Source organism: Gordonia sp. (in: high G+C Gram-positive bacteria), assembly GCF_020438995.1.
GTDB lineage: Bacteria > Actinomycetota > Actinomycetes > Mycobacteriales > Mycobacteriaceae > Gordonia.
Genome location: NZ_JAGQTN010000234.1, coordinates 1 through 20,155 on the forward strand (window position 1 = coordinate 1; position 20,155 = coordinate 20,155).

Genomic DNA, 20,155 nt, shown 5'->3' on the forward strand with positions numbered 1-20,155 from the left:
AGTTTGCGGCATTCTCAAATACGTCGCGATCTGAGAGAATCAACAGCAGCCGTCTGCCCACTCTCAGGAGAGTGTCATGCGAATCTCGCACCGGAACCGTGCTCGATTGGTCGCTGCCGCAGCGGGCATCAGCCTGCTGCTCAACCCCGGACAGGCCGCCGCCGACGACGATGCCGGGTCACCGGCCGGGGCGGCGTCGCAATCCGACACCGGCGGCGGGTCCGGTGATTCGGGGCCGGAGGATTCCGGCCGCGCCGCCGAGAAGAGCAGCACGTCGACGGGGAGTGGCGGTGAATCGTCGGCCGGTGGCGGCAGTGCTTCCGTTAAGAGCTCAGGAGGTGGCGACACCTCGAGCAGCGAAACATCCAGCGACAGTGGAATATCCAGCGACAGTCAAACATCCGGCGACAATGAGGTATCCGCGGACAGCACCACCGAGAGCGGTTCCAATGGCGGTGCGCCGGTCGGCGATGACGAACCCGGTGGCGGAACCGCCGCAACCGAGTCGACCGAAACAGAGTCGACCGAAACCGGGGCGACCGAAACCGCGACGACGACCAAAACCACCGCGATCGACACGACACCTGCCGCCGCTGAACCCGCCACCGGCAACCCGGCAACTTCCGGTGGCGGCACGGTAGCCGAAACCACAACGGAAAAGGAGACTTTCACCCCTCCCACGACGGCGACGACCGATACGACGTCATTCGACTCCAATACCTCCGGGCCATCGAACTTCGGCCCGGGGAGCCCCGAGACCACCGAGTCGAACTCATCCGAGTCGAACTCATCATCGACCGGTACCACGGAGCCATCCGATCCACCCGACACACCGGCGACCGGTCAGCAGGCGCGCGGCATGGCCGCCCTCACCACCACCGTCCAAGAAGACGACGCACCCGAGACCACCGCGGAGCCGTCGATCGCACCCACAGCCTTTTTCAGCGTGACAACCACGACAACCACAGCCCCGCAGACCACCACGAGCGCACCGCTCGCAGGTCTCCTGACATTCCTGGGTATCCCACCCGTCGGCGGCCCGACCACCAACTCCGTCGCGGTCAGCCCGGCTCCCTGGACGCTGCTGTGGTGGATTCAGCGCACCCAATCGCTCCTCAACAACCAAACCCCCACCGCCGCACCGACTCTGCAGCCCACCACCGACGGCTACACCATCAGCCTGAACGCCACCGACCCCGACGGCGACCCGCTCACCACCACGATCACCACCGCACCCACCAACGGAACCGCGACAGTCAACGGCGACGGCACCATCACCTACGCGCATAACCCGGGCAGCACCGCCGCCGACCAGTTCACCGTCAAACTCTCCGACAGCGGCCCCCATCTGCACGGTCTTGCGAGCATCCTGGGCCTGTTCACCGGCCAGAACCCGCACAACCGCTACGTCACCGTCAACGTCCCCGAATCAACCCCACCGCCCACCAACAGCGGGCCCACGATCATCTTGTCCGCGCCATCGTCGCCGGCGGCAAGTACCGGCGTGGCCACCGGCACTATCAGCGTCGCCGACGCCGACAACGACCCCCTCACCATCACCGTCACCGGCGGAACAACCGCGGGCCCGAACACCTTCACCACCGGCGGCGGCGGAACCCTGTTCATCGACCCCGCCGCCGGAATCTACACGTACACACCGTCACTCACCCAGCGTCTCGACGCGTCGATATACGACGCGACCGCGGACCACACCACCGAGACCATCACTGTCGTCGTCGACGACGGTCGCGGCGGCACCAACTTTGCCAATATGACCACGCAGATCGCCCCTATCACCATGGCCGGCGACGGATACCTCGGGCCGCGGATCGGTCCGGACGGAACGATCCACCAGTTGACGTACACCCTCGGCAGTTCCGGTGTCGACTTCTACCTCGCCAGCACCGCACCCACCGGCACGACGACCACGCCGATACCGGGAAACCCGGTATCGGACATCGTGACCGGCAACGGCGTCACCTACCTGAGCACCTGGACCGTCGATGAGTCCACCGGCGATCAGGTGTACTCGCTGATCTCCGTCGCCGCCGACGGAACCGTGAGGAGCACGCCACTGCCCGGCTACCCGCGCGGCAATGTTCAGCTCGCACCCGACGGCACAGCCTACCTGTCCAGCACGACCACCGACGATGTCCACGTCACCCAGCTCGCCGTCGACGGCACGACGACGACCACCACGCTACCCGGCGTCTCATATGAAGGAGTCCAGGTCGGCCCCACCGGAACCGCCTACCAGACAACCTTGACGTACGACTCGGCGTCCGACGAGTATGCCACCCACATCACCGTATTCGCGCCCGGCCAAGCCCCCGTGACCTACGCTGTCGCCGGGCTGCCGGCGAATGACGGTGTCCGGTTCCGGCCGGACGGGACGGCGATTCAGACCATCCAGCAAATCGATTCCGGCGTCGCGACCACCTACGTACTCATGTTCGCCCCCAACGGGGGCATTACGCCCATACAGGTGACCGGCGAACCGTTCGACGGTGCCCGGGTCGCTCCCGACGGCACCGTGTACCAGACCACGTACCAATCAGTCACCGGCCAAACGTATGTCACCAAGATCGCACCGAACGGAGCCGTCACGGTGGTCGACTTCGCGGGCATTCCCGGCAATGCGATTCAGATCGGTCCCAATGGCACCGCCTACCAGCTCAGCCGGACCGGCGACGCCTCCGACCCCACCTGGCACCTCACCCGTATCACCCCCTCGGGGAACACCATCGACCTCAACGGTGCGCCGATTCTGGGCACTCAGATCGCGCCCGACGGAACTGCCTACGTGATCACCGGGGTCGGGTCCTGGCCACCCGATCTGTACCTCACCACGATCACGCCGGCAGGCATCGCGACGGTCAGCGCGACGATCACCGGCTATCTCTCCGGCAACGTCGCCATCCGCAGCGACGGCACCGCTTACTACACGACCTACACCGACGGCCCTGGCGGCACCGTCACCACCCACGTCCACATCATCGGCACCACCACCGTCATCGACATCCCCGGCCAACCGTCCGGCGGCGTCTATGTCGCCCCCGACGGATCGGTGCTCCAATCGGTGTCGAGCGGCGGAGTCACCCGCCTCGTCGTGATCGCACCCGCACCGGTCGTGTAAGGGCGGCTAAGGGCGGCTAAGGGCGGGGCGTCCGCGCCAGGGGGCCATGCTTTCGGATAAGGGCGAGAAGTTCGTCGACGGAGTAGCTCCCGAGCACCTCGCGCGAGTTCGTGCCCTGTGGGTGCACCACCACCACGCACGAACGTTCCAGAACCGACACGGTCCAGACGACGGCCTCCCACAGTATGGGACGACAGTCTGGCGACACTATGTTCGCCGGGACCTTGACCACCGGTGCCGCAGCTGCGGGCGAGGCCGCCTGAAGCGGACCGATCACCACAGCCGCAAGAACCGCGACCGTGCCCGCACAACGACGAGCAACTCTCATGGCAGGTATCCTTCCGAATGGTTCCCACATCCCTGGTCCAACAGGTGTATTCCTGCCGCGGCGACGTAAGTAGTCGCTAATATGCCCGGCAGATGTTGGTTGCTTTCCAGCCATCGATACTCAGTTTGCGGTAGCTGCGCTTCCCTCCGCATATCCCGATGTCCCAGGCGACCAGCGTTGCCCGTTGAATGGGTTCACCGCGATATTCAGCCCCAGCCGACTGGCAGAAGACGCCGTGGCCACGCGCCTTCGCGCCACCCCAAGAAGTCCATTTGATCTTACTAATAACATTGGCGCACATCGAGTTTGAAGTGAGTGTCGACGGACGGACCTCACCGTAACCCATCGAGTACTTGCCCTGACTCACTCCCAGTACCACCCGAGCCGGCGCCGCGGTGACAGCATCATCGACAACTACCTGCGGCACCGATACAGCTACGATGGCCGCCGCAACGCCGCCGCAGACACGAACAGTATTCATAGCACCCTCACGTCATCCGAGCTGACTGATGACGCCATCGTGCCGCCCGACGGTGTCAACCGCCGGGGACCGACGAAATTTCATCGTTTTGAGCGACACCCGAAGTTGGGTCTTGCACGCGTCGCGCAGCTGTCCAGCATCTGACCAAGTCCAGATGCAACGATCGACATGCCCGAGGGACCAGTTCTCCACGTGGCCGTTGCTCAGTCACCGAGTGAATTCCGCTTTCGTCGGCGAGAGGACGAAACCAACACTTGTTTGGGTGAAATGGCAACCGAACTCGTCACCTCGACTCTCGCATCTGACCAGCCCTTCGCTGCTGTCGAATTCGATCGCGCTGTTGTCAGGGAGTTGCCGAATTGGCCGACCGTCATTTCCTCGCAGTTCCCATCCGGTGCTCGTAGATATTCCCGGATTACCCTGCAGAATGGTGTGGCACGGGACACCATCGGACATAGCACTCAGATAAATAGCCCGTGACGCGCTCGGTTCCGGAGAATACTGCGAGTAGATGAAGCACAGTGTGTCGGCGGTAAAAGGTGGGGTGAGACCGCTGAGTACGCAGACGAGCTTATCGCCAAGTCCGCGAGGAGCCCGGCACAGGAACTTCCGATCGTGCGTAATCCACTCCGGAGTGCCGTTCTTACGATAACTATCCACGGACACCACGTCGAGAATATCCGCCGAGAACGTCGTAACAATACCGGCGGCATCGAATCCGTCCGGTGCGCCACTGATCTCGGAGGCCTTGGACTTCGCTGGCTTCAGTGGGTTTCCGCATGCACATCGGACGCGGGGAATGCCCTGGCTGTCGACGAGTACCGCAGTGCCGACATCAAGGATTGACTGCAGTTCCCTCGGCTGCCCGGATTCGTAGTCGTGATTGGTGACCTGAAGGGGCGCGGTGATCAGTTGGGGCCGCAGGGTGTCAAGATAGCTGCTGATGCCACTCACGTCGACACCGACGATCTGTGCCCACGCACGGGCGACATCCGGTCGCGCAGCCAGCTGCGACTTGAGCTTCGACGCGACGCACCGCGGCGACTGCGTGACGGTGCCACCGGAAACCGAGGCGCCGGTGTCTGGACCGCCCACCAACACAGGTTCGGTAAATGGCATCTGTGAGGCGAAGTCCGCGGACTCGTATCGGGCCGTCGACGGCGACTCGTCCCGCAGGACAAACACATAGACCAGAGCAGCCACCAGCGCAACGACCAATATCCCGGCAAGCGCAGACAACACCACCATCACCCAACCATTACGCCCAGAATCAATCACGCGATCCACTCCACTAGCAACATTTCCCGCGCAGCGATTTCATTGAACGCCAATCAGCTCCGTTTGGTTCTGAAGGAAATCGTTGAGCGGGAATCGTCGGGGGTGAGCGTCAATGGCTACCCTCCGAGACTGCCGGTTGCCCATCCGGCGAAGATGTCCGGGATGCACCCTCCGGGCAGACCGGCGGGCACCGTACCCGGAACGCACTGCGTCGGTGCCGTCTGAGCGCCGGTTTCGGCGTCGGCCATGATCGGGGACAGCGCGAGACCGAGGCCGACGGCACCGGCCACCAACGAGTAACGGACAACCTTCATAAAGCGCTCCTAAACGACGACTCGGACCACCTACACTCGCAGTCCGCGCCGCCCCCGGCAAGATGTGCTGGGATGTTTCGTCCGAAAGGGCTACGGAATCGTCAGTCGGCGACGCGTAGGTGGGTGACGTCGCCCGCGGTGGCGACGATGCGCTCCCCGGCGCTGGTCTCGACGATCACCCGGCCGTCGGCGTCGATGTCGACGGCGGTGCCGATGACATCGCGGTCGCCGGGAGCGACGAGCCGCACGCGGCGACCGATGGTATCGCAGCGGTCGCGGTAGGCGGCGGCGAGGGCGACGATGTCGTCGGGCCAGCCGTAGAGCACTGCGTCGAGCTGGGCCAGGACGGTGGCGGTGAGATCCTGGACGTCGACGGGGGCGCCGGTGGCGATCGCCAGCGACGTCGCGGTGGGCACAGGGAGCTGCTCGGGAGTCATGTCGGTGTTGATGCCGATGCCGATGATCGCGACGCCGCCATCGGGGGCCGGTGCGTATTCGGAGAGGATGCCGCACACCTTGGCACCGTCGATCAACACGTCGTTGGGCCATTTGAGGACCGCCGCCACTCCCATGGCGTCCACGGCCCGGGCGACTGCCACGCCCGCGAGCAGCGACATCCAGCCCAGCCGGTCGGCGTGCGGACCGACCGCGACCGCCGCGGAGATCGCCACCGACGACCCGGCCGGCGCGGTCCAGGTGCGGCCGTGCCGCCCCCGGCCACCGGTCTGGTCAGTGGTGATGCGCACCACGCCGGCCACCTCGGCCGTACCTTCGGTGGCCGCGCGGGCCATCAGGTCGGCGTTGGTCGACACGGTGGACTCGACCACTTCGATGGTGTGCCAGCGCGTCTCCGACAGGCGGTCGGCAAGGTCCTGGGGGTCGGGCGCGAGGCTCATGGGTGCCGAGCTTACCGGTCGCGACGGCCTTCACGTCCCCGTTCCCGACCGAGCGCTCGGGAACATGAGGAGAATCTCACATTGGGAGTAGTTGACGTACATCACAACGATGTCGTTAGCATCGTTGTTCATGACCTCTGCGCAAACCTCAGGCGGCACGCCTGACATCCACACAACAGCGGGAAAACTCGCCGATCTGCGAAAGCGACTCGACGAGACCCTGCATCCGGTTGGCGAGGGCGCCGTCACCAAGGTGCACGAGCGGGGCAAGCTCACCGCGCGTGAGCGCATCACCCATCTGCTCGATGAGGGTTCATTCGTCGAACTCGACGCGCTGGCCCGCCACCGCAGCACCAACTTCGGTCTCGGCGATCGTCGTCCGGTCGGCGACGGTGTGGTCACCGGCTACGGCACCATCGACGGCCGCGAGGTGTGCATCTTCAGCCAGGACTCCACCGTTCTGGGCGGCAGCCTCGGCGAGGTGTACGGCGAGAAGATCGTGAAGGTCATGGATCTGGCCGTCAAGACCGGCCGACCGCTGATCGGCATCAATGACGGCGCCGGCGCCCGCATCCAGGAAGGCGTCGTCTCCCTCGGCCTCTACGGGCAGATCTTCCACCGCAACGTGCGCGCCTCGGGTGTCATCCCGCAGATCTCGCTCATCATGGGTGCCGCCGCCGGTGGTCACGTGTACTCCCCCGCTCTCACCGACTTCGTCGTGATGGTCGACCAGACCAGCCAGATGTTCATCACCGGCCCCGACGTCATCAAGACCGTTACCGGCGAGGAGGTGACGATGGAAGAACTGGGCGGCGCGCACACCCACATGTCCAAGTCGGGTACCGCCAGCTATGTCGCCGCCGACGAGGAGGACGCCCTCGACTACGTCCGCGAGCTGCTGTCGTACCTGCCCAGCAACAACCGCAGCGAGGCCCCGCGCCTGCCCGCACCTGCGGTGGCCGCCGGCATCGAGGATTCCCTGAACGAGGAAGATCTCGAACTCGACACCCTGATCCCGGACTCGCCGAACCAGCCGTACGACATGCACGAGGTCATCCGGCGCATCCTCGACGACGACGAGTTCCTCGAGGTCCAGGCCGAGTACGCCACCAACATCATCGTCGGCTTCGGCCGGGTCGACGGCCGCAGCGTCGGCATCGTCGCCAACCAGCCCACCCAGTTCGCCGGCTGTCTCGACATCAACGCCTCGGAGAAGGCCGCCCGGTTCGTCCGCACCTGCGACGCCTTCAACATCCCGATCATCACCCTCGTCGACGTGCCCGGCTTCCTGCCCGGCACCGACCAGGAATACAACGGCATCATCCGCCGCGGCGCCAAGCTGCTGTACGCCTACGGCGAGGCGACGGTCGGCAAGATCACCGTCATCACCCGCAAGGCCTACGGCGGCGCCTACGACGTGATGGGTTCCAAGCACATGGGCGCCGACGTCAACCTGGCCTGGCCGACCGCCCAGATCGCGGTCATGGGTGCCTCCGGCGCGGTCGGCTTCGTCTACCGCAACCGGCTCAAGGATGCCGCGGCCAACGGCGAGAACGTCGATGAGCTGCGGCTGGAGTTGCAGCAGGAGTACGAGGACACGCTCGTCAATCCGTACGTGGCCGCCGAACGCGGCTACGTCGACGCCGTGATCCCGCCGAGCCATACCCGCGGACAGATCGCGACGGCGCTGCGGCTGCTCGAACGCAAGGTGGTCAACCTGCCGCCCAAGAAGCATGGGAACATTCCCCTGTGAGCGACGACACCGTGACCGGCGAGCAGAACACGCCGGACGAGAGCAAGCCCGAACGCCCGTTCCTGCAGGTGGTCAAAGGCAACCCGACCGACGAGGAGACCGCCGCGCTGACGGTGGTGCTGGCGGTGGCAGCCGGCAACGGCGGCACGCCCGAACCCGAGGTCCGCAACGACTGGGGCAACTACGCCGAGCGGCTGCGCGGGACGTGGGGGATGCCGACGAGCTTCACCCACCGGCACCGTTGACGGTGGCGACAACCCCATCGCCAGGCATCCACGTGGTGTTGGGGTCGGCCTCTCCCGCACGCCTGAAGGTGCTGCGCGATGCCGGCCTCGACCCCGAGGTCGTCGTCTCCTACGTCGATGAGGACGCGATACTGCGTGAGCTCGCCGACGTCGGGGCCGCCGACACAGTGGTGCGGCTCGCCGCCGCCAAGTCCGCCGAGGTGTGCGCGACGATCGTCGGCCGGACAGCCACGCCGTCGGACACCGTGGTACTCACCTGCGACTCGATGCTGTTGCTCGACGGCGTGCTCACCGGCAAACCCCACACCGCCGACGTCGCACGCGAGCAGTGGCGACGGATGCGCGGCGGTACCGGGCAGTTGCTGACCGGGCATCACGTAACCCGCATCAGCGGCGGCGCACTCAGCGGGCAGGCCGCTCGCACGGCATCGACGACCATCCACTTCGCCGACGTCGACGACGCGACCATCGACGCCTACGTCGGCACCGGCGAGCCGCTGTCGGTGGCAGGCGCGTTCACTCTCGACGGGCTCGGCGGCTGGTTCGTCGACCGCATCGACGGCGACCCGTCATCGGTTGTCGGGATCGGTCTGCCGACCGTGCGGGAACTGCTTGCAGCGGTGGGTGTGGACGTCACCGACCTGTGGCGGCACGGGCCGGACGCGCAGTAGGCCACTACCCACGCACCGACGCACGGTAGTAGGTAGTGTCGACACTCGGAAAGCAGGCAAGCTCCCACCCCAGAAAGGGAACCCGTACGTGAGCGTCGAAACCGACCCCGATCCCGCGTTCGCCGGATACGCCCATCCAGAGCGGCTCGTGTCCGCTCAGTGGCTGTCCGCGCATCTGGGCACGCCGGGCCTGAAGATCGTCGAATCCGACGAGGATGTGCTGCTCTACGACATCGGTCATATCCCGACCGCGCAGAAGATCGACTGGCATCTGCACCTCAACGATCCGGTGACCCGCGACTACATCACCGGTGAGCAGTTCGCCGAACTGATGCGCAGCAAGGGCATCAGCCGCGACGACACCGTCGTCATCTACGGCGACAAGAGCAACTGGTGGGCCGCGTACGCACTGTGGGTGTTCACGCTGTTCGGTCACCCCGACGTGCGGCTGCTCGACGGCGGTCGCGACGCCTGGCTAGCCGAGGACCGCGACACCTCGTTCGACGTCCCCGAGTTCCCGCGCTCGGACTATCCGGTGGTCGAGCGCGACGACAGCAGGATCCGCGCGTTCGCCGCCGACGTGCGTTCGGCGATCGGCACCGTCCCGCTGGTCGACGTGCGCTCCCCGCAGGAGTACACGGGCGAACGCACCCACATGCCCGACTATCCGCAGGAAGGCGCCCTGCGCGGTGGGCACATCCCCACCGCGGTGTCCATCCCGTGGGCCAAGGCCGCCGCCCCCGACAGCCGGTTCCGTGGCCGTGCCGAGCTCGACGACGTGTACGCCGGACTCGACCCGAGCACCCCGACCATCGCGTACTGCCGAATCGGCGAACGATCCAGCCACACCTGGTTCGTCCTGACCTACCTGCTCGGTTTCGACGACGTCCGCAACTACGACGGCTCGTGGACCGAATGGGGCAACACGGTACGCGCGCCGATCGCGGTGGGTGAAGAACCGGGCACGGCACCGGCGTGAGCGTGCCCCCGGCGCTCGCCGAGATCGTCGACGACTTCGCCGCCCTGTCCGATCCGGACAAGGTGACGCTGCTTCTGGAGTTCGCCGGGGAGTTGCCCGACCTGCCCGAACATCTGCGCACCGAGGCGATGGAACCGGTGCCCGAATGCCAGTCGCCGGTGTTCCTGTCGGTGGACGCCTCCGAACCGGCCCACGTCCGGCTGTACTTCAGCGCGCCGCGGGAGGCGCCGACGACGCGTGGTTTCGCCTCGATCCTGCATCAGGGGCTCGACGGTGCGTCGGCCGAGGAGATCCTCGGCGTGCCGGGCGACTTCTACCACGATCTGGGCCTGGACAAGTCGGTGAGTCCGCTGCGGCTGCGCGGCATGGCAGGCATCCTGGGCCGGATCAAAGCGGCCGTGCGCCGCCAGATCTGACGAACGATCGGGGCCCGGTATGAAGTTCGTCCAGATTCTCGAAGAACCCATCGCGCCGGGCGGACTGGCGGAGTGGACTCCGTTCGTGCCCGGTGGTCTCGGCGAGTGGAGCACCGACTCGCGGCCCACCTCGCACAACCATGAACAGCATCTGCGCTCGGCGTTCGCGCACCGGCTGCGGACCCGACGCGAAGGCGGCCGCGAATCGTGGCTGGGCCTGGCCATCGAATTCGATGAGCCGCTGTCGATCCCGGCGATCCGGGCCACCCTGCTGGCGTGGATCGACCGGCACGAGGTCCTACGCAGTCACGTCGTCCTCAAAGGCATCCGCCCGCACGACGGCGCACCGGGACTGGTCCGGCTGAGCACCGGACCGGGAACTGTGCACCTGCGCATGGGCAAAGTCGGCTGGTACTCGGATCCGGCACCCATGATCGATCAGATCGCGGGTTCGTTCGACCGGGCCACCGCCCCCCTGCACTGGCCTGCGTACATGTTCTCCACCGTCGCCCGCGAGGACTCGTTCACGCTGCTGTTCGCGGGCGACCATTCGCTCCTCGACGGCTACTCGCTGATCGTTGCCCAGGACGAACTGGTCACCCTCTACCGAGCCGCCCGCGACCACACCACACCTGTATTGCCCGACGTCGGCAGCTACGTCGATTTCAGCGCGCAGGAACGCAGGCTCGCCGACGAGACGGGCCCCGACCATCCCGCGATCGAGGCGTGGACGACGTTCCTGCGCACCGGACACGGCCAGATGCCACGGTTCGCCGCTGCTGAACGCCGGCTGCCGGAGGTGTCGCGCGCCGACGCCGCCACATCCGCGTCCGAGTCGGGACCGCCGCAGGATTCCCTCACCGAACTCCTGCTCGACGACGACCAGACCAACCGGTTCACCGCGGTCTGTTCGGAGGCGGGCGGATCGCTGTTCGCCGGGGTGCTGTCGGCACTGGCCATCGTCTATCACGACATGACCGGCGACACCGAGTTCCGGTGCGTCATGCCGCGGCATACCCGCGAGGGACCCGAATGGCTGGCCTCGCTCGGCTGGTTCGTCGGACTCGCACCCATCTGCCTGGACATGTCGGATTCGCCGACGTTCGGGCAGCTGATCGCCCGTGCCGGCGCCGAACTCAAACACGGCCGGGCCGGGTCCACCCTGCCGTACCTGCGCGTCGCGGAGCTGATCGAAAGTGCCCACCCCGATGTCGTGGCGGGTGAGCCTCGGTTCGCGTTGTCGTTCATCGACACCCGGTATGCGCCCGGTGCCGCCGCGGCCGACGCCGGTCGCGCGCGGGTGCTGCGCAGCCACAGCTACGCGCCGGAGGAAGTGTTCATCTGGCTCAACCGCACGCCCGGTGGCCTGCGGGTGTCGGCCCGTTTCCCCGCCGCCGACGCCTCCGCACCGTCCACCGGCGACCTGGTGGTGGTCTATCTCCACCGATTCGCCGAACTGCTGAGGAACATCGGCGACCGCAGTACTTTCGCTACTGACGGGTAAACGGTAACCCTTCTACCGAGCAATCGTTCGGTGCGCTAGGGTGAGTCGCGGAATCGACGGCGCCTACACTCAAGTGTCGTCGGTCACGCCTCGCACTCCATGAGGCGGCCAACGCGAACCAAGGTCAGAGCCACTACGAGAAGTGCCCCGCACACGAGGCGGCGGCAGCCCAGGAGAACCAGTGCCCACTCCCTCTGCGAACACATCCCAAGGCATCAGCAAGGTCCTCATCGCCAACCGTGGTGAGATCGCCGTCCGGGTGATCCGGGCTGCGCGTGACGCAGGTATCCCCAGCGTCGCGGTGTACGCGGAGCCGGACGCCGACGCACTCTTCGTCAAGCTCGCCGACGAGGCGTTCGCCCTCGGCGGCCAGACCTCGGCCGAGTCCTACCTGGTCTTCGACAAGATCCTCGACGCCGCCGCCAAGTCGGGCGCCAACGCCATCCACCCCGGATACGGCTTCCTCTCCGAGAACGCCGACTTCGCCCAAGCCGTCATCGACGCCGGACTGATCTGGATCGGTCCGTCGCCCAGCTCCATCCGCGACCTCGGTGACAAGGTCACCGCCCGGCACATCGCGCTCAAGGCCGACGCCCCGATGGCTCCGGGCACCAAGGATCCGGTGGCGGGCGCCGACGAGGTCGTCGCGTTCGCCCAGGAGCACGGCGTTCCGGTGGCCATCAAGGCCGCGTTCGGTGGCGGTGGCCGCGGCATGAAGGTCGCCTACACCATCGAGGAGATCCCGGATCTGTTCGAGTCCGCCACCCGTGAGGCCATCGCCGCCTTCGGCCGCGGGGAATGCTTCGTCGAGCGTTACCTCGACAAGGCCCGCCACGTTGAGGCCCAGGTCATCGCCGACCAGCACGGCAACGTGGTGGTCGCCGGCACCCGCGACTGCTCGCTGCAGCGCCGGTTCCAGAAGCTGGTCGAAGAGGCTCCCGCGCCGTTCCTCACCGACGAGCAGCGCACCAAGATCCACGAGTCGGCCAAGGCGATCTGCCGCGAGGCCGGTTACTACGGCGCGGGCACCGTCGAGTTCCTCGTCGGCAACGACGGCCTGGTGTCGTTCCTGGAGGTCAACACCCGTCTGCAGGTGGAGCATCCGGTCACCGAGGAGACCGCCGGCATCGACCTGGTCCGTCAGCAGTTCCGCATCGCCAACGGCGAAAAGCTGGAGTTCACCGAGGACCCGGCACCGCGCGGGCACGCGTTCGAGTTCCGCATCAACGGTGAGGACGCCGGTCGCGGCTTCCTGCCCGCCCCCGGCCCGATCAGCGTCTACTCCGAGCCCTCGGGCCCGGGCGTGCGCGTCGACTCCGGCGTGGTGCAGGGCGATGTCATCGGTGGCCAGTTCGACTCGATGCTGGCCAAGCTGATCGTCACCGGCGAGACCCGCGAACAGGCTCTCGAGCGGGCCCGCCGCGCACTCGACGAGTTCCAGGTGGAGGGTCTGGCGACGGTGCTGCCGTTCCACCGGCACATCGTGTCCAACCCCGCGTTTGTCGGCGACGGCGAGAAGTTCGACGTGTACACCAAGTGGATCGAAACCGACTGGGTCAACCCGATCGAGCCGTACACCGGTGGTCAGCCCATCGAGGACGACGAGGAGGCCCCCCGCCAGAAGGTCGTCGTCGAGATCGGCGGCCGCCGCGTGGAGGTATCGCTGCCGGGCGATCTGGCCCTGTCCGGTGGTGGTGGTGGTGGCGCTGCCGATGGTGCGATCCGCAGGAAGCCCAAGCCGCGCACCAAGAAGAAGGCCGGTGGCGCCGCAGCCTCGGGTGATTCGGTGACCGCACCGATGCAGGGCACCGTCGTCAAGGTGGCCGTCGAGGAAGGCCAGGAGGTCGCCGAGGGCGAGCTTGTGGTCGTGCTGGAAGCCATGAAGATGGAGAACCCGGTCACCGCCCACAAGTCCGGTGTCGTCACAGGTCTGTCGGTGGAGGCCGGGGCGGCCGTCACCCAAGGCACCGTGCTGCTCGAGATCAAATAGTTTGGAACCAGTCGAGATCAACGCCGGGACCTGGTACCTGCGTGCGCTTCGTGCGGACACGCGGGTGTCGGATGTCCCGGCGTTGGCCGATCTGGGGGTCGACGACCCGGCAGGCTGCATCACCCGCGCCGCCGACGGCTGGGCATCGGAAACCTTGTTCACGTGGGCGGTGTGCATCCCCACCACCGGCGAACTCGTCGCCCTGGTCACCATTACCCCGTCCGGCGACACCGCCGTACGCGAGGGCTGGGCCCGCGACGGCTACGACGACGCCCTCACCGCCGCCCTGGACCCGGTCGGCCGTTTCACCGAGGGCATGCTGGGTATGAGGATCGAGGCGTGAACAACAGGTCAGATCTCTGGTCACGGCCTAGCACCATCACTGTTGCTAATGTTGATAAGACACATTGCTCATCAACATCACCGCGGTAGTGGGGTCGACCCAGCAGGGAGTTGCCATGTCCATCACACAGATCGACCTCGATGATGAGGCCCTCGCCGAGGTCCTGAAACGATCCGGCCTTGGCACCAAGAAGGATGCCGTCAACGAGGCTCTCCGCGACTACGCGGCGAAGCTACGGCGTGCCGCAGAGTTCGATGACTACGCTCGTCGTGCCCAGGAGTGGGACTACGACGCGTGGAAGGCGATGCGCGAAGCAGATCGCCCGAAGCACCGCTGACTTGTACCTCCTCGACTCGTCAGCACTGTGGCGGATGCAGCGCGAGCCCGCCATCCTCGAGCATTGGCGTGCCGTCATCGAAGCAGGCGAAATACGGTCGTGCGCGCCACAACGCGTCGAAGTTCTCCGATCAGCGCGCAACGCGAGGGAATTCGATGAGATGTGCCGTGATCTCACACTCTTCTACCCCGATGTATCCGTACCCAAGAACGTGTGGCGCTGGATCGATGCCGCTCAGCACACGCTGGTTCGAGCAGGCTCGCTGCGAGCCTTCGGCGTCGTTGACTTGTTGGTCTGTGGCACATCTGTCCAGCACGGCCTCACCGTCCTGCATGACGACAACGACTTCGAGACTGCGGCCAGGCATCTCACTGATGTGCGAGCCAGGCGCGTAAGAGGCAACTGAACCTCGCGGCAGATGCGCCTTTGTTCAGTCCGGGCTGTCGATGTCGCGGCCTCCGGCCAGGTCACCGCATTCCACGGCCACCACGTCATCGCAGTGAGCAGCCAGATAGGCTCCCGCGCCCCTGTCTCCGCTGAGGAGCGCGCACACTCCATCAATGTGGTCGATACCGATATAGACCGGATGACCGGGCACGCCGCCGAAGCAGGACCGCACCAGCGCGGCCGGTGACAAGCCACTCGCCGCAAGCACCCGGCCGACCACCTCGCTGCCGACATCGGGTGTGTCAACAACGTGTAAAACAACTCCGGTACATCCGGGGGACTCCCGGACGCTACCGAGTACCCGGCGCACCGTCGCCGACAGCCCGGTCGCCCAGTCATCCACGGTAAGCGCCCGCGCACCGAACGGTGGCGGCACCACCGCCGCACCCATTGCCACCACTACTTCGCCGCAGCCTCCCGCGTTGAGAGCGCTAACCGCTTTGAGGAGCCATTCACCTTGGTGTGCAAGGATTTTCGGTCCACCGAAGCGCCGCCCTGCACCCGCTGCGAGCACCGCACCGAGTACTGTCACCTCACCCTCACCCACATCCTCCATCGCCGAGCCCGCCCCGGTCACGCTCAGTTTGACGCTGCCATCACATTGCGATCGCTGCCGCGTTCCATGCTGCGCCGTCCGGCCATCATGCACCGTTTTACCGGGCGGAAACACCGTGATCTCACCCAGCACGAAGTGCGCCTTGGGTCCACTATTTACTCCTGCCACGCCCGATTGCGAAGCGAATGTGGCATAGCGGACTCCCGCCCGCCGCGAGGCGGACGATTCTCCACCAGTGGAAGGTGCGACATCGATGACCACAGACTCCGCTGCCGGTAAGGCAGCCCCGAAACGCAAACGGGTCCATGAAGTAGACCAGGTACCGCCACCTGGCAAACTGGCCGCGCTCGGTATCCAGCACGTCGTCGCGTTCTACGCGGGCGCAGTGCTGGTCCCGCTGCTGATCGCCCGCGCCATCAACCTCGATGACGAGGCGCTGACGATGCTGATCACCGCCGACCTGTTCACCTGCGGCATCGCGTCGCTGCTGCAGGCCGTCGGGTTCTGGAAGATCGGTGTGCGGCTGCCGCTGCTGCAGGGCATCACTTTCGCCACCCTGGCACCGGTCATCAAAATCGCCAACGACCACGCCGGTGAGGGCGAGCACGCCGCTCGCGTCGGCCTGCAGACGGTGTACGGCGCGGTCATCGCGGCCGGCGTCTTCACCTTCCTCATCGCGCCGTATTTCGCCAAGCTGATCCGGTTCCTGCCGCCGGTGGTCACCGGCACCCTGATCACCATCATCGGCGTGTGTCTGATCCCGGTCGGCGCGGGTGACGCGGTGAGCGACCCGGCCAAACACCTACACGACTCGTCCAACCCGCGGTGGGTGCTGTACGCACTCGGCACCATCACCCTGATCGTGCTGATGCAGCGCTTCCTCAAGGGCTTCCTGTCGACCATCTCGATCCTGTTGGGTCTGGTTGTGGCCACCTTCGTCGCATGGCTGCTCGGCGACGCCACGTTCGACCGGGTCGGCGACGCCGATTGGCTCGGCTTCACCCCGCCGTTCGCTTTCGGTATGCCACGCTGGGACATCGTCGCCATCGTGTCGATGATCGTGGTGCTGCTCGTGGTGGCCGTGGAATCGACGGGTTCGATCTTCGCCACCGGCGAAATCGTCGGCAAGCGAATCAAGAAGGACGATGTGGCCGCCGCGATCCGTGCCGACGGTCTGGCGACCGTGATCGGCGGTTCGTTCAACTCGTTCCCGTACACGGCGTTCTCCGAGAACGTCGGTCTGGTCCGCATGACGGGTGTCAAGAGCCGCTGGGTGGTGGCCGCCGCCGGTGTGATCATGATGCTGCTCGGCCTGTTCCCGAAGATGGCCAAGGTGGTCGAGTCCATCCCCGCGCCGGTGCTCGGCGGTGCGGCGCTGATCATGTTCGCCACCGTCGCGATCGTCGGCATCCAGACACTCACCAAGGTGGATTTCACCGATCACCGCAACCTGATCATCGCGGCCACGTCGCTGGCTGTGGCACTGTACGTCGAGCATTCGCAGTCGTCGCCACCGTCGCAGGTGATCAACTCCGACGGCCAGATCGTCGACATCAACGCGATTCCCGGCGTCGACGAGGCGATGCCCAACATCATCTTGCAGATCCCGTTCTCCACGGGCATCACGATGGGCGCGATCACCGCGATCCTGCTGAACCTCTTGTTCTTCCATGTCGGCGCACGTGGTCCGAAGGTGGCCGGCGGTGGCGCGATCACCCTCGACGAGGTCAACACGATGACCCCCGAACGTTTCCGCGAAACCTTCGGTGAGGTCGTGCAGAACGTCGACTGGGTGGTCGATCGCGCCTACGACCAGCGGCCCTTCGAGGACGTGCACGATCTGCGCAGCGCCTTCCAGGAAGGCATGCTCACCGGCAGCGACGACGAACAGCTGCAACTCATCCGGGCCTTCCCCGACCTCGGTGCCGAGGACGAGGAGACCGGCGAGATGGTGGCCGTCGACCACAAGGGCCTGTCGCAGCTGGAAGAGGCCGAACACGAGAACGTGGTCAATCTGTCGGCCGCCTACCGCGAGCATTTCGGTTTCCCGCTGGTCATCTGCGCCCGTGAGACCGAACGCTACGACCGGGTGTTGCGCAACGGCTGGGCACGCATGGACAACTCGGAGACAAGCGAGAAGTCGTTCGCACTGATCGAGATTGCCAAGATCGCCAACTACCGGTTCGACGATCTGGTGGCCGACGCCAACCCGATCACGTCGGCACGGTTCAACAGGCAACCCGAAATCTAGGCTCTGATTCGCGTCCCGGTTCGCGGTGGCCCGCACCGCCACCGCGAACCTGGCGTGTGTCAGCAACAGTCACCGTCCCCGGCGCGCCCTGCGCGCGATATCCCCCTAAGGTAGGTCCCGTGCGAAGGGTTGATTGGCGAGGTTTGTCCAGTTTCAACGAGCTCACAGAAAGGCAGGCGATCGGCACGCTCTACGACTGCTGCAGTTCGACGATCTGGGCCATTCGGGTGGCGGCGGCGCGTCCGTTCTCCGACGACGAGGCGCTGCTCGAGTACGCCGACCTGATCCTGGCCGAGCTGAGCGAAGGCGACCTCGACGAGGCGCTGTCGGGGCATCCGCGGATCGGCGATCGGGCGGACAATCCGTCGTCGGCACGCGAACAGTCGGGGGTCACCGGCGCCGACGCATCCGTGCTGGCAGAACTCAAGGATCTCAACGCCGCCTACGAGGATCGCTTCGGGCACGTCTACCTCGTGTTCGCCAACGGTCGGCCGGCGGCCGAGTTGCTCGCCATCCTCAAGCAACGTATGCGCAACGACCCTGCCACCGAACGCCGCGTGATGCGGGCGGAGCTGGCAAAGATCAACCGCAGCAGGCTGATCCGGATGCTCGCGCCCGCCGGCAACTTCGATGACGCAGGAGCCACGTCATGACCGGCCTGTCCACCCACGTCCTCGATGCCGTATCCGGTTCCCCCGCAACGGGCCTGGCGGTGACCCTGCAAGACGCGTCCGGAACCGTGCTGAGCGAGGGCACCACAGACGCCGACGGCCGCATCTCCCAGGTCAACACCACCCCCCTCATCGCGGGCATCTACCACCTGGTCTTCGACACCGGAAGCTGGTTCTCCGACAACGACATCAAGGCCTTCTACCCCGAGATCGACATCTGCTTCGAGGTCGACGACCCCGACCGCCACTACCACGTCCCGGTCCTGCTGAGCCCCTTCTCCTACTCGACATACCGCGGCAGCTGACGGACCGTGGGTATACCGAATTGGTATGCCAGAAGAGTAGTTGCGCAGGTAGGATCTGTCTCATGGCCCTTACCAGCATCAAGGTCGACACCGGATTGCGTGACCGCATCAGCGCGGCAGCGCGTGAACATGGCCTGACTGTCGGCGAGTACCTGGATGGAGTTGTACGGAACGCTCGTCGTCAGGAGCGGCTACAAGCAATGGCGAATGCCATGCGGGAGAACCCACCCGACGCGGACTACTGGAGGGAAGTCTCCGAACTGGATGCGCTGACGGCACCGGCACGTGACTGAGCCTGCGGAGCCGCTTCACATGCGTACCGGTGACGTGTACTGGGTGCGCCCCGATGCGGTGATCGGGCGCGAGCAGGCAGGCCGCAGACCGTTTGTCATCGTTGCTTCCGATCTGTATCTCAGCGTTGTGGACTCGCTCGCACTCGGTGTGCCGATCACCAGGACGGACAGGCGCTGGCCGAATCACGTCCATGTCGACCTACCAGGGCTGACGGGCTTCGCGATGACCGAACAACTACGGACGTTGTCACGCAACCGATTCGACGGCTATATCGGTCGCATCGACGACGTGACCTTGGGAGCCATCCGTGAATGGCTTGCCGACTATCTCGACTTCTGACCCCCATCACGATCCACTCCCACCCAGCTGGGCCCGCTGTCGTACGGCGCGTTCCGCGGCAGGTAGTACGCCACGGAATATCCGACCCGACCATCGACGGCCACACCTACGTCGCTATGGTGGACGGCGCAACTGGTTCGCCGACCGGAGCAACTATGGAGCCCCTGCGCTCTGATCGGCGACGACAAGAGGGAATCCGGTGTGACTCCGGAACTGTCCCGCAGCGGTATGCCGGAACGACCGCCGTCTTTCAGCACTGGGTGAACCCCGGGAAGCGACGGCCAGTAGGAGCGCGATGCGCACGCCGGCGAGTCCGAAGACCTGCCTGTTGTGCTGGGCGCGCCGCGTCCGGCGACTCACCGCCTCGTGGAATGGGCGAGTGGTCGACAGGCGTTTCGGTGTGCCCAGATCCGTGGGTGGTGCCGACGGGGCTTGCAGACTTCTCTCCGCAAGGGCGGTGGTCATCCACTTGCATTGCAGGAGAACACTACTCATGCCGAACAACCGGCCGTTCACCACCACCGTGCTCGGGACTCCCCGCATCGGGCCGAACCGCGAACTCAAGCGCGCCATCGAAGGCTACTGGGCCGGCCGCGTGTCCGCAGCCGATCTCGCCGAAAC

Annotated in this window: 22 protein-coding genes and 1 riboswitch; of the genes, 17 read left to right on the forward strand and 5 right to left on the reverse strand. The window is 65.9% G+C overall.

Annotation, left to right across the window (positions count from 1 at the left end; genetic code table 11):
- Positions 1 to 76 precede the first annotated feature (76 nt).
- Positions 77 to 3,136 (forward strand): Ig-like domain-containing protein, encoded by a 3,060-nt coding sequence (locus tag KDB67_RS16420; RefSeq protein WP_291017800.1) that lies wholly within the window; start codon positions 77 to 79, stop codon positions 3,134 to 3,136.
- A 404-nt stretch (positions 3,137 to 3,540) separates the two neighbouring features.
- Here KDB67_RS16420 and KDB67_RS16425 read toward each other — a convergent pair whose 3' ends face one another.
- The 4 genes from KDB67_RS16425 to KDB67_RS16440 all read right to left on the reverse strand — a co-directional run bounded on the left by KDB67_RS16425 (position 3,541) and on the right by KDB67_RS16440 (position 6,433).
- A complete protein-coding gene (locus KDB67_RS16425; RefSeq protein ID WP_291017802.1) occupies positions 3,541 to 3,945 on the reverse strand; it encodes a hypothetical protein in 405 nt (134 codons plus the stop codon).
- A gap of 207 nt (positions 3,946 to 4,152) precedes the next feature.
- Positions 4,153 to 5,232 carry a DUF6777 domain-containing protein gene (locus KDB67_RS16430; RefSeq protein WP_291017804.1) on the reverse strand — a complete coding sequence of 360 codons (1,080 nt, stop codon included), beginning with the start codon at positions 5,230 to 5,232 and terminating at the stop codon, positions 4,153 to 4,155.
- A 107-nt stretch (positions 5,233 to 5,339) separates the two neighbouring features.
- Positions 5,340 to 5,537: a hypothetical protein gene (locus KDB67_RS16435; RefSeq protein ID WP_291017807.1), complete on the reverse strand. Its 198-nt coding sequence runs from the start codon at positions 5,535 to 5,537 to the stop codon at positions 5,340 to 5,342.
- A gap of 101 nt (positions 5,538 to 5,638) precedes the next feature.
- Positions 5,639 to 6,433, reverse strand: coding sequence for a biotin--[acetyl-CoA-carboxylase] ligase (locus tag KDB67_RS16440; protein ID WP_291017810.1), 795 nt, complete (start codon positions 6,431 to 6,433; stop codon positions 5,639 to 5,641).
- 130 nt (positions 6,434 to 6,563) lie between these two features.
- On the opposite strand from KDB67_RS16440, the gene KDB67_RS16445 reads away from it, so the two are divergent.
- The 10 genes from KDB67_RS16445 to KDB67_RS22420 all read left to right on the forward strand — a co-directional run bounded on the left by KDB67_RS16445 (position 6,564) and on the right by KDB67_RS22420 (position 15,077).
- A complete protein-coding gene (locus tag KDB67_RS16445) occupies positions 6,564 to 8,186 on the forward strand; it encodes an acyl-CoA carboxylase subunit beta (protein WP_291017813.1) in 1,623 nt (540 codons plus the stop codon).
- Complete coding sequence (locus KDB67_RS16450; RefSeq protein WP_291017815.1) at positions 8,183 to 8,431, forward strand: acyl-CoA carboxylase subunit epsilon; 249 nt, start codon at positions 8,183 to 8,185, stop codon at positions 8,429 to 8,431. The genes KDB67_RS16445 and KDB67_RS16450 overlap by 4 nt, the downstream gene beginning before the upstream one ends.
- 32 nt (positions 8,432 to 8,463) lie before the next feature.
- Positions 8,464 to 9,102: a nucleoside triphosphate pyrophosphatase gene (locus tag KDB67_RS16455; protein WP_291017817.1), complete on the forward strand. Its 639-nt coding sequence runs from the start codon at positions 8,464 to 8,466 to the stop codon at positions 9,100 to 9,102.
- An 88-nt stretch (positions 9,103 to 9,190) separates the two neighbouring features.
- On the forward strand, positions 9,191 to 10,081 hold the full coding sequence (locus KDB67_RS16460; RefSeq protein ID WP_291017819.1) for a sulfurtransferase: 891 nt from the start codon (positions 9,191 to 9,193) through the stop codon (positions 10,079 to 10,081).
- A complete protein-coding gene (locus KDB67_RS16465) occupies positions 10,078 to 10,497 on the forward strand; it encodes a SufE family protein (protein WP_291017821.1) in 420 nt (139 codons plus the stop codon). Before KDB67_RS16460 ends, KDB67_RS16465 begins: the two co-directional genes overlap by 4 nt.
- A gap of 19 nt (positions 10,498 to 10,516) precedes the next feature.
- Positions 10,517 to 12,001, forward strand: coding sequence for a condensation domain-containing protein (locus tag KDB67_RS16470; RefSeq protein ID WP_291017824.1), 1,485 nt, complete (start codon positions 10,517 to 10,519; stop codon positions 11,999 to 12,001).
- A gap of 181 nt (positions 12,002 to 12,182) precedes the next feature.
- Positions 12,183 to 13,991 carry an acetyl/propionyl/methylcrotonyl-CoA carboxylase subunit alpha gene (locus KDB67_RS16475; protein WP_291017826.1) on the forward strand — a complete coding sequence of 603 codons (1,809 nt, stop codon included), beginning with the start codon at positions 12,183 to 12,185 and terminating at the stop codon, positions 13,989 to 13,991.
- 1 nt (position 13,992) lies between these two features.
- A complete protein-coding gene (locus KDB67_RS16480; protein ID WP_291017828.1) occupies positions 13,993 to 14,334 on the forward strand; it encodes a hypothetical protein in 342 nt (113 codons plus the stop codon).
- A gap of 115 nt (positions 14,335 to 14,449) precedes the next feature.
- A complete protein-coding gene (locus KDB67_RS16485; RefSeq protein WP_291017830.1) occupies positions 14,450 to 14,671 on the forward strand; it encodes a type II toxin-antitoxin system VapB family antitoxin in 222 nt (73 codons plus the stop codon).
- The gene (locus KDB67_RS22420) at positions 14,589 to 15,077 is read left to right on the forward strand and encodes a PIN domain-containing protein (protein ID WP_324384068.1); all 489 of its coding nucleotides are present in this window, start codon (positions 14,589 to 14,591) and stop codon (positions 15,075 to 15,077) included. The genes KDB67_RS16485 and KDB67_RS22420 overlap by 83 nt, the downstream gene beginning before the upstream one ends.
- 24 nt (positions 15,078 to 15,101) lie before the next feature.
- Here the strand turns inward: KDB67_RS22420 and KDB67_RS16490 are convergent, their stop codons facing one another.
- A complete protein-coding gene (locus KDB67_RS16490) occupies positions 15,102 to 15,674 on the reverse strand; it encodes an NTP transferase domain-containing protein (protein ID WP_291017848.1) in 573 nt (190 codons plus the stop codon).
- 253 nt (positions 15,675 to 15,927) lie between these two features.
- On the opposite strand from KDB67_RS16490, the gene uraD (KDB67_RS16495) reads away from it, so the two are divergent.
- From uraD (KDB67_RS16495) to KDB67_RS16520, 6 genes are all read left to right on the forward strand, one after another.
- Positions 15,928 to 17,925 carry a 2-oxo-4-hydroxy-4-carboxy-5-ureidoimidazoline decarboxylase gene (gene uraD / locus KDB67_RS16495; RefSeq protein ID WP_291017833.1) on the forward strand — a complete coding sequence of 666 codons (1,998 nt, stop codon included), beginning with the start codon at positions 15,928 to 15,930 and terminating at the stop codon, positions 17,923 to 17,925.
- A 119-nt stretch (positions 17,926 to 18,044) separates the two neighbouring features.
- On the forward strand, positions 18,045 to 18,578 hold the full coding sequence (gene uraD, locus KDB67_RS16500; protein ID WP_291017836.1) for a 2-oxo-4-hydroxy-4-carboxy-5-ureidoimidazoline decarboxylase: 534 nt from the start codon (positions 18,045 to 18,047) through the stop codon (positions 18,576 to 18,578).
- Complete coding sequence (uraH, locus tag KDB67_RS16505; RefSeq protein WP_291017838.1) at positions 18,575 to 18,901, forward strand: hydroxyisourate hydrolase; 327 nt, start codon at positions 18,575 to 18,577, stop codon at positions 18,899 to 18,901. Before uraD (KDB67_RS16500) ends, uraH begins: the two co-directional genes overlap by 4 nt.
- A gap of 62 nt (positions 18,902 to 18,963) precedes the next feature.
- Entirely contained in the window at positions 18,964 to 19,194 is a 231-nt protein-coding gene (locus KDB67_RS16510; RefSeq protein ID WP_291017842.1) for a hypothetical protein, read from the forward strand.
- A gap of 19 nt (positions 19,195 to 19,213) precedes the next feature.
- On the forward strand, positions 19,214 to 19,534 hold the full coding sequence (locus KDB67_RS16515) for a type II toxin-antitoxin system PemK/MazF family toxin (RefSeq protein WP_291017845.1): 321 nt from the start codon (positions 19,214 to 19,216) through the stop codon (positions 19,532 to 19,534).
- Positions 19,535 to 19,689: 155 nt separating this feature from the next.
- Positions 19,690 to 19,878: riboswitch (cobalamin riboswitch) on the forward strand.
- Positions 19,879 to 20,027: 149 nt separating this feature from the next.
- Positions 20,028 to 20,155 (forward strand): hypothetical protein (locus KDB67_RS16520; protein WP_291017851.1); only part of this gene is annotated, 128 nt, incomplete at its 3' end.

Excerpts from the sequence above, each read along its gene's own strand:
- uraD (WP_291017833.1), top strand. The coding sequence starts at position 15,928 with ATGACCACAGACTCCGCTGCCGGTAAGGCAGCCCCGAAACGCAAACGG.
- KDB67_RS16485 (WP_291017830.1), top strand. The coding sequence starts at position 14,450 with ATGTCCATCACACAGATCGACCTCGATGATGAGGCCCTCGCCGAGGTC.
- KDB67_RS16490 (WP_291017848.1), bottom strand. The coding sequence starts at position 15,674 with ATGGAGGATGTGGGTGAGGGTGAGGTGACAGTACTCGGTGCGGTGCTC.
- KDB67_RS16470 (WP_291017824.1), top strand. The coding sequence starts at position 10,517 with ATGAAGTTCGTCCAGATTCTCGAAGAACCCATCGCGCCGGGCGGACTG.
- KDB67_RS16440 (WP_291017810.1), bottom strand. The coding sequence starts at position 6,433 with ATGAGCCTCGCGCCCGACCCCCAGGACCTTGCCGACCGCCTGTCGGAG.
- KDB67_RS16445 (WP_291017813.1), top strand. The coding sequence starts at position 6,564 with ATGACCTCTGCGCAAACCTCAGGCGGCACGCCTGACATCCACACAACA.
- KDB67_RS16425 (WP_291017802.1), bottom strand. The coding sequence starts at position 3,945 with ATGAATACTGTTCGTGTCTGCGGCGGCGTTGCGGCGGCCATCGTAGCT.
- KDB67_RS16510 (WP_291017842.1), top strand. The coding sequence starts at position 18,964 with ATGGCCCTTACCAGCATCAAGGTCGACACCGGATTGCGTGACCGCATC.
- KDB67_RS16435 (WP_291017807.1), bottom strand. The coding sequence starts at position 5,537 with ATGAAGGTTGTCCGTTACTCGTTGGTGGCCGGTGCCGTCGGCCTCGGT.
- KDB67_RS22420 (WP_324384068.1), top strand. The coding sequence starts at position 14,589 with ATGACTACGCTCGTCGTGCCCAGGAGTGGGACTACGACGCGTGGAAGG.
- KDB67_RS16515 (WP_291017845.1), top strand. The coding sequence starts at position 19,214 with ATGCGTACCGGTGACGTGTACTGGGTGCGCCCCGATGCGGTGATCGGG.
- uraH (WP_291017838.1), top strand. The coding sequence starts at position 18,575 with ATGACCGGCCTGTCCACCCACGTCCTCGATGCCGTATCCGGTTCCCCC.
- KDB67_RS16420 (WP_291017800.1), top strand. The coding sequence starts at position 77 with ATGCGAATCTCGCACCGGAACCGTGCTCGATTGGTCGCTGCCGCAGCG.